Raw genomic sequence first — 8,027 nt, forward strand, 5'->3', positions numbered from 1 at the left:
AGCTGATTAAGCTCTTACGTTAATAAATTGACAGTCGCTTCACGCTGCATCCTGTGCAGGCTCCGCTGACTTTTTTGCGGTGACATTCGTCACCTATTTTTCGCTTGGCTTTTGTTCAGTTTTCAAAGAACTCGAATCGCCGATGGCGACTTTCATATCTTAACAAACTCTATAGGGCTTGTCAACAATATTTTTTATTTTTTAAATCGCTGTCTTAGCGACAAGAAATAATATAACATTAATAATTTCTCTTTGCAATACTTTTATTTCATCTTTTTTAAAAACAATCGCTGCACACTACGAGAATCATGTGCAGCGTTGTTGCCAGTTGTTCTTAGTGAATGGTTATTGCCGTTTTTACGTTCTTATTCCCCTTCACGATGTCTCATTTGCGGGAACAAGAGAACATCACGGATAGAAGGCGAATTCGTCAGAAGCATAACAAGACGATCAATTCCGATTCCCAAACCGCCTGTAGGCGGCATTCCGTACTCAAGAGCTTCTACGAAATCCTCATCCATCATTTGCGCTTCTTCGTCACCTTGCTCCCGTTCAACAAGCTGCTGTTCGAAGCGTTGCCGTTGATCAATCGGGTCATTAAGCTCCGTAAAGGCATTGGCGTGCTCCCTGCCGACAATAAATAACTCGAAACGGTCAGTGAAACGCTCATCCTCGGCATTCTTCTTAGCCAAAGGCGAGATCGCCACCGGATGTCCGTAGACAAAGGTCGGCTGAATTAATTCTTCTTCAATAAAATGCTCGAAAAATTCATTGACGACATGTCCATACGTCATCGTTTCTTTTACCGGCACGTTATGTTCCTTAGCAATAGCCCGCGCTTCTTCATCAGACATCTCCTGCCAGAAATCAACGCCTGTCTTTTCCTTAATGGCGTCCACCATATGAACCCGTCTCCATCTCGGCTCTAAATCAACCTCGTACTCGCCGTAAGTTACCTTTGTCGTTCCAAGCACTTCCTGGGCGATATGGGCAATCAGCTGCTCGGTCAATTCCATAATGTCCTGATAATCGGCATAAGCCTCATACAGCTCAATCATCGTGAATTCCGGATTGTGTCGCGTCGAGACGCCTTCATTGCGAAAAACGCGTCCGATTTCATAAACCTTCTCCAATCCGCCGACAATCAACCTCTTAAGATGTAACTCAATCGCAATCCGCATATAGAGCGTCATATCCAAAGCATTATGATGGGTAATAAAAGGACGAGCCGAAGCTCCGCCGGCAATCGAATGCATCGTCGGTGTTTCCACTTCGAGATAGCCCTTTGAATCAAGATAACGACGCATCGATTGCAGAATTTTACTGCGCAAAACAAATGTATTCCGCACCTCTGGATTCATAATTAAATCAACATAGCGTTGTCGGTAGCGCTGCTCAATGTCCTTTAATCCGTGGAATTTATCCGGTAATGGTCTCAACGCTTTTGATAACAGTTTAAAGTCCGAAACCTTGACTGACAGCTCGCCAACCTTTGTTTTAAAAGCGGTTCCTGTCACTCCGACGATATCGCCAATATCTATCGAATTAAATAGCTGGTATTGCTCTTCTCCGACTGCATCCTGACGCACATAAATTTGAATCTGGCCGCTCAAATCCTGGATGTGGGCAAATCCAGCTTTTCCTTTTCCTCTTTTCGTCATAATTCTTCCGGCCAAAATCACTTCATGGTTTGTTTCTGAAAGCTCCTCTTTCTCCACTTCCCCATATGCTTCATTCATTGCAGCCGCTGTATGAGTCCGTTCAAACCTCGATCCGAAGGGGTCATGGCCCTGTTCCTGCAATTGCGCCAGTTTTTCTCTGCGGACAATCAGTTGGTCATTTAATTCAAGCTCCTCAGCCATACATGTATCATCTCCTCTTTATCATTAAAAAACCGCTTTTATGTCAAACGCACTTTATGTAGAAAAACTGCCAGCGCTAAACACTGGCAGTACACTTGTCCCAAAGGCATTATAGTGAAGTCAAGCGCAAAAGTCAAACCGCACTTGCTTCTTTTGCTGCATTCTCTTCTAATTCTTCAATATAGGCATACAATGTTGTCGCGACATCTTCTCTTGTCTCAAAGCTGTTGATCTTGTCACGAATCCGGCCATTGCCGGACATTCCCTTCAAATACCACGCAGCATGCTTTCGCATCTCACGGACGGCAACATGCTCACCTTTTAAATCAATCAGACGATCGAGGTGCGTCATGCAAACGTCAATTTTCTCCCGGGGCGTCGGCGGCTCTAACAGCTTGCCTGTTTCAAGATACTGCACGGTCTGGTAAAGCATCCATGGATTTCCGAGCGCCGCGCGGCCAATCATCACTCCGTCCACCCCAATCTCATCCAGCATCCGGCGTGCTTCCTGTGGTGTTGTCACATCACCATTGCCGATAACCGGGATGCTGACAGCCTGCTTTACTTCCTTAATAATATGCCAGTCGGCCTTCCCTTCATACATCTGTACGCGGGTACGGCCATGGACGGCGACTGCACTGCCTCCTGCACGCTCCACTGCACGGGCATTCTCTACAGCGTAAATATGATCAGCATCCCAGCCGATGCGCATTTTAACTGTAACAGGCTTGTCAACCGCCTCAACCGTCGCTGCGACCATCTCATAAATTTTATTCGGATCGAGCAGCCATTTCGCCCCGGCATCACACTTCGTAATTTTCGGAACCGGGCAGCCCATATTAATGTCAATAATATCGGCATTTGTGTGTTTATCAACAAACTTGGCGGCTTCAACGAGCGTTTCCTTTTCTCCACCGAAAATTTGTAAGCTTAACGGCTTTTCACGTTCGTCGACGTACAGCATGCTGAGCGACCTTTCATTCTTATTAAGAATTGCTTTATCACTCACCATTTCGGCACAGACAAGACCTGCCCCGAAGTCCTTTGCGATTAAGCGGAAGGCCGGGTTACAAACGCCTGCCATCGGCGCCAACACAACTTGATTTTTCATTTCAATATCGCCAATTTTAAGCACAAGCTTCACCTCCCTGTAAGTCTACTTTTATTTTGATGTTAATTCTGATCTTGAAATTTGAAGGACGGTCACGATTTGAGTAAGCAACTCCTCATCAGGCTGACGTTGTCCTCGTTCCACTTCACCGAGGACAGAGACAGAGATGCCAAGCTCCCTTGCAAAAGCCTCCTGCGTATAGCCCTTTAACTTTCTAAATGCTCGAATGCGTTTTCCGTATATGCTGGCTTCCATACTTTTATCCCTTCTTTATCCGGCAGCTTTTCACATAACTGTTCGATAGACGTTCTTTTTGCCTCAATATAGAGCTTCGGTTCCAGCTCCATAAGGGGAACCATTACAAAAGCTCGCTCCCACATCCGTGGATGGGGAATGATCAGATGCTCCATCTCCATATTTTCTTGGTCGAACAGCAGAATGTCAAGATCTATTGTCCGCGGCCCCCAGCGCACCTCACGCTTGCGACCGCATTGGAGTTCTATCTGCTGGGTAACTTCCAATAATTCACTTGCCGTCATTGAGGTCGCCACCTCGATGACCATATTTAAAAAACGTTGCTGGTCAACATATCCTACAGGGTCGGTCTCATAAATTGAGGAACGGCGCAGGACCTTGATCGCATCCTCCCCATGAAGCAGGGCAATAGCTTGTTCTAAATACGCTTGGCGGTCCCCTAAATTCGAGCCTAAGGCGATAAATGCATGATGATTCATGAGCGCGACCTCGTCAGCTCAACGGCCACGGAGCGGTAATGTCCCGGAATAGGCGGGTCAGGCTTGATCACTTTGACCGTGCAAGACTGAAGTCGTTCATAGGAACGCAAAAGTTCAGCGGCAATCTTTTCCGCCACTGTCTCAACCAGTTTGACAGGCTTCCCTTCGACAATTTTCCGAACCCGCTCATACACATCGCCGTAATCAATCGTTTTGTCAATCGCATCGGTGCTTCCGGCCTCCGACAAGTCCATCGCCAGAACGAGGTCAACGAGAAAACGCTGACCGAGTTTGTTTTCTTCCGAAAAAACACCATGGTATCCGTAGAAGGTTAATTCATTTAAATAGATTTTATCCATTTTTCTCTCCCTTCCTCATCAGCACGTCCATCATTTTCACCATCCGCGCCATTTCCTTCACATCATGAACACGCATGATCTGACAGCCTTTCATCACCCCGTAGCATACCGTCGCCCCTGTTCCTTCCACCCGTTCATCGACAGGCAGCTCAAGCGCCTTCGCAATTAAAGATTTCCGCGAAGTACCGAGCAGCACCGGGTAGCCAAGCTCAACGAACACATCCAGATGCCGCATAACCTCAAGGTTCTGTTCATGTGATTTCGCAAAGCCGATCCCGGGATCAAGGATAATCTGTTCGCTTTTGACTCCGGCTTCACGACAGATCTCGATGCTTTCCTGTAAATCAGCCTTCATGTCTTCAATTAAATGGTTGTAAACGGCTTCGCGACGATTATGCATCAAAATGATTGGCACCTGATAATCGGCCGCAACCTGAGCCATTTTTTGATCCCATTTTGCTCCCCAGACATCGTTAATCATCGTCGCCCCTGCTTCAATTGCCTGCCTCGCTACCTCAGCCTTATACGTGTCAATCGAAATTGGCAGCGGGACCGCCTCGGCGACCGCTTTGATCACAGGCAGGACACGCTTCAGTTCTTCTGCTTGATCAACCTGAATAGCATTGGGTCTTGTCGATTCGCCGCCGATATCAATCATATCCGCACCAGCCTCATAGAGCTCACGCGCATGGGCAACTGCTGCTTCCACTTGATTGAATTTCCCCCCGTCCGAAAAAGAATCAGGCGTTGCGTTCAAAATCCCCATCACGAGCGTACGCTGCTTTGTCTCTTGTAAAATCTCGTTTTTCTTATTGCGTTGTTCGATCATGTTGAACCTCCATTAAGTTCATCTCTACTCCATAACCGTTGCCGATAGTGTTGAAACGCGTCCGACAGCTTCCTTATAAGGGGCAGATCTGTTTGATACGTTTGCTGACCGCAAGAACGTAAAGGTACGACTTCCTGAATCGAATTCGTCACAAATGCCGCATCGGCCTCGAGCAGCGCTTCCGCCTTGTAACAGCCGACTTCCACCGGAATTCTCCACTGCTCTAACAAGGCCAGCACGAACTGCCGTGTAATGCCGTCTAAAATGCCCGTCTGCAAAGCCGGCGTATAGACGACACCTTTTTTGATCCAAAACACATTTGAGACAACACCTTCTGCCACGAGGCCTTCTTCTGTTAAAAAAATACCTTCCTGGTCAGGAGAATCACCTAACTCCCGCTTGGCCAGCACATTATTGAGATAATGATGTGATTTCAGTCTCACTTCCCCTTCAGGCGTGTTCCGCCTTATCTGTAACAGAACGGCGTCCTTCAGCTGAGCTTTCACCGGCGGCAGCGGCTTCATGTAGACAATAACCGTCGGCTGCTCGTAGCGTCCGGTTGGCAGCCCTATCTCCGCCGGCCCGGCCGAAACATTCCAGCGCACATACGCATTTTTCAGCTGATTGGCACGAAGCAGGTTTGAAAGAATCGTCAGTGCCTCTTCCCGTTCCATCCGCCATTCAATCGCCAATGTCTGTAAACCGGCATGCAAACGGAGAAAATGGTCATCCAGTAAAAACGGATGACCACCATCTACGCGAAATGTTTCAAACAACCCGAGCCCATACATATATCCATGATCAAACGCAGAAATATTCGCTTCGGCCTGATCAACAATTTTGCCGTTTAGGTAGATGAACACACGCGGTTCTCCTTTCGATAGGTGTCAACGAAATTGCGGAGCAACTGCTTGCCGGCCGCCGTCATGATCGATTCCGGATGAAATTGCACTCCTTCAATCGGCAGCTCGCGGTGACGGATCGCCATAATTTCACCTTCCTCGGTTTCTGCGGTGATCTCAAAGCAGTCAGGCACTGTTTCTCTTTTGACGATCAGTGAATGATAACGCGTCGCGGTCAATGGAGACGGCAGTCCTTCAAAAATCGTTTGTCCGTTATGAAGAATGTCCGATGTCTTCCCATGCATGAGCCGTTCAGCGCGCACGACGTCGCCGCCAAACACTTGGGCGATGGACTGATGCCCGAGACACACTCCAAAAATCGGGATCTTGCCCGCAAAATAACGAATCGCCTCCATGCTGATCCCCGCTTCATTCGGACTGCATGGCCCAGGGGAAATCATTAAAAAGTCCGGGTTCATTTCCTCGATTTCAGCTAACGTCACCTGGTCATTGCGCTTCACCACGAGCTCATGGCCCATTTCCCCTAAATATTGAACGAGATTGTACGTGAAAGAATCGTAGTTATCGATCATTAGAATCATTGTTTTTTCCTCCTCAGCTCAGCTGTTTCTGTTTACTCATCTCTTCTTCACTAAGCTCAAGCGCCCGCCATAGCGCCCGCGCTTTCTTCAATGCTTCCTTATATTCAAATTGCGGCTCCGAATCAATCACGATCCCGGCCCCCGCTTGCACATGCGCCTTGCCCTCGTGACAAAGCATCGTCCGGATCGTAATATTAAGCTCCATGTTCTCATCAAAGCCAATCCAGCCAATCGAGCCGGTATAAACGCCTCGCCTTACCGGTTCAAGCTCCTCAATAATTTCCATCGTCCGTACTTTCGGAGCGCCGGTAATCGTTCCTCCCGGAAAAGTCGCCCGGATGACGTCATAAAGATCATAGCCGTCGGCAAGCGTTCCTTTAACGTTCGACACAATATGCATCACATGAGAGTACTTTTCGATCACCATTAATTCATCGACTTCTACCGTGCCATAGGCCGATACCCGACCAAGATCGTTTCTCTCGAGGTCGACAAGCATCACATGCTCGGCCCGTTCCTTTTCATTTTCAATCAATGTCGCGGCAAGCTGTGCATCCTCTGCATCCGTGCGGCCGCGCGACCGTGTGCCGGCAATCGGCCGCGTGCTTAGCTGCGCCCCGTCTTTTTTAACGAGAAGCTCTGGCGATGAACTGACGAGCTGAAAATCAGGTGTATGAAAATAGCTCATATAAGGCGAAGGATTGAGCTTCCGCAGCCGGTCATAGACATTAAGCGGCGACGTTGTCAGCGCCTTTGTTTGCCGGACAGAGAGATTGACCTGGAACACATCTCCCGCTGCAATATATTCCTTTATTTTCATGACCGCCCTGCAAAAATCCTGCTCCGACAAAGAGGCCTCGACTGACGCTTCACTGTCTGCTCCGGCAGCGGGCTGTTTACTCTGCACCGTCGAGAGCGGTGTCTGCCATTGCTGCTTGTACTGCTGCAGCCGGCCTTCCATTCGTGCTTCCGACTGCAGGGTGCCATGAACGATGACCCACAGTTCACTTTGTTGATGATCATAAATAAACACATCATCAAAAAGCATAAAATAAACGTCCGGCAAGCCTACATCATCGCTCGCCTGTACGGGCAATTGTTCAATTTCACGGACGATGTCGTAGCTGAAGTAACCGATCGCTCCGCCTTGAAAGGGCGGCAGCTCAGGAATCGTCTCAAACGTGTAAGGTGAGAGAACCCTTTTTACCCCTTCTAACAGCGGCCCGCGCTTCACTTCCGTTTTTCCGTTTTGCACCACTGTTAAAAGCTGATCTTTTCCTGATAAAATCGCAAACGGTTTTAATCCGATAATACTGTACCGCCCGCCGCGCCCGCTTTCCAGTAAAACATGATGCGGTTCTCCTGCCGCGAGACTTTTGTAACGCTCATACCAGCAATCTTCTGCCAAAGAGAAGGACGACACTTTTTTGACCCGGCCTGACTGACAGTTCACAAATCGTTGCTCCAAAGAGGTCCCTCCCATTCCAGTTCCTTTTTGTCTATTCTACATGAGAACGGAGCGAAAACACAATAAGCGATCAATAGAGGCTGGTTTTTCTCAAACTTATCATTTGCGAAAAACCGGATCTCCCAGAATCGGATAGGAGGTTACTCATTAGTTGAGTAGCCGACCTTCCACACCACCGTACGTACCGTTCGGTATACGGCGGTTCCTAAGTTTACACCTT

Annotated in this window: 9 protein-coding genes; all 9 read right to left on the bottom strand. The window is 48.2% G+C overall.

What is annotated here, in order from left to right:
• Nucleotides 1-365: 365 nt before the first annotated feature.
• Nucleotides 366-1,862: a lysine--tRNA ligase gene (lysS, locus tag ABMB67_RS22965; RefSeq protein WP_251225307.1), complete on the bottom strand. Its 1,497-nt coding sequence runs from the start codon at nt 1,860-1,862 to the stop codon at nt 366-368.
• 133 nt (nt 1,863-1,995) lie between these two features.
• The gene (gene dusB, locus ABMB67_RS22970) at nt 1,996-2,997 is read right to left on the bottom strand and encodes a tRNA dihydrouridine synthase DusB (RefSeq protein WP_251225306.1); all 1,002 of its coding nucleotides are present in this window, start codon (nt 2,995-2,997) and stop codon (nt 1,996-1,998) included.
• 27 nt (nt 2,998-3,024) lie between these two features.
• The gene (locus ABMB67_RS22975; RefSeq protein ID WP_251225305.1) at nt 3,025-3,228 is read right to left on the bottom strand and encodes a helix-turn-helix domain-containing protein; all 204 of its coding nucleotides are present in this window, start codon (nt 3,226-3,228) and stop codon (nt 3,025-3,027) included.
• A complete protein-coding gene (folK, locus tag ABMB67_RS22980; protein ID WP_251225304.1) occupies nt 3,180-3,707 on the bottom strand; it encodes a 2-amino-4-hydroxy-6-hydroxymethyldihydropteridine diphosphokinase in 528 nt (175 codons plus the stop codon). Before folK ends, ABMB67_RS22975 begins: the two co-directional genes overlap by 49 nt.
• Nucleotides 3,704-4,066 carry a dihydroneopterin aldolase gene (folB, locus tag ABMB67_RS22985; RefSeq protein WP_251225303.1) on the bottom strand — a complete coding sequence of 121 codons (363 nt, stop codon included), beginning with the start codon at nt 4,064-4,066 and terminating at the stop codon, nt 3,704-3,706. The genes folK and folB overlap by 4 nt, the downstream gene beginning before the upstream one ends.
• Nucleotides 4,059-4,895 carry a dihydropteroate synthase gene (folP, locus tag ABMB67_RS22990; protein WP_251225302.1) on the bottom strand — a complete coding sequence of 279 codons (837 nt, stop codon included), beginning with the start codon at nt 4,893-4,895 and terminating at the stop codon, nt 4,059-4,061. Before folP ends, folB begins: the two co-directional genes overlap by 8 nt.
• Nucleotides 4,892-5,758, bottom strand: coding sequence for an aminodeoxychorismate lyase (gene pabC / locus ABMB67_RS22995; protein ID WP_354573443.1), 867 nt, complete (start codon nt 5,756-5,758; stop codon nt 4,892-4,894). Before pabC ends, folP begins: the two co-directional genes overlap by 4 nt.
• Nucleotides 5,743-6,339 carry an aminodeoxychorismate/anthranilate synthase component II gene (pabA, locus tag ABMB67_RS23000; protein ID WP_251225300.1) on the bottom strand — a complete coding sequence of 199 codons (597 nt, stop codon included), beginning with the start codon at nt 6,337-6,339 and terminating at the stop codon, nt 5,743-5,745. Before pabA ends, pabC begins: the two co-directional genes overlap by 16 nt.
• Before the next feature lie 13 nt (nt 6,340-6,352).
• Complete coding sequence (pabB, locus tag ABMB67_RS23005; protein WP_354573444.1) at nt 6,353-7,807, bottom strand: aminodeoxychorismate synthase, component I; 1,455 nt, start codon at nt 7,805-7,807, stop codon at nt 6,353-6,355.
• Nucleotides 7,808-8,027 lie beyond the last annotated feature (220 nt).

It is taken from the genome of Halalkalibacter oceani (assembly GCF_040544555.1).
Lineage (GTDB): Bacteria > Bacillota > Bacilli > Bacillales > Bacillaceae_D > Halalkalibacter > Halalkalibacter oceani.

Coding starts and splice junctions, on each gene's coding strand:
- folB (WP_251225303.1), bottom strand. CDS start 4,066: ATGGATAAAATCTATTTAAATGAATTAACCTTCTACGGATACCATGGT.
- folK (WP_251225304.1), bottom strand. CDS start 3,707: ATGAATCATCATGCATTTATCGCCTTAGGCTCGAATTTAGGGGACCGC.
- folP (WP_251225302.1), bottom strand. CDS start 4,895: ATGATCGAACAACGCAATAAGAAAAACGAGATTTTACAAGAGACAAAG.
- ABMB67_RS22975 (WP_251225305.1), bottom strand. CDS start 3,228: ATGGAAGCCAGCATATACGGAAAACGCATTCGAGCATTTAGAAAGTTA.
- lysS (WP_251225307.1), bottom strand. CDS start 1,862: ATGGCTGAGGAGCTTGAATTAAATGACCAACTGATTGTCCGCAGAGAA.
- pabA (WP_251225300.1), bottom strand. CDS start 6,339: ATGATTCTAATGATCGATAACTACGATTCTTTCACGTACAATCTCGTT.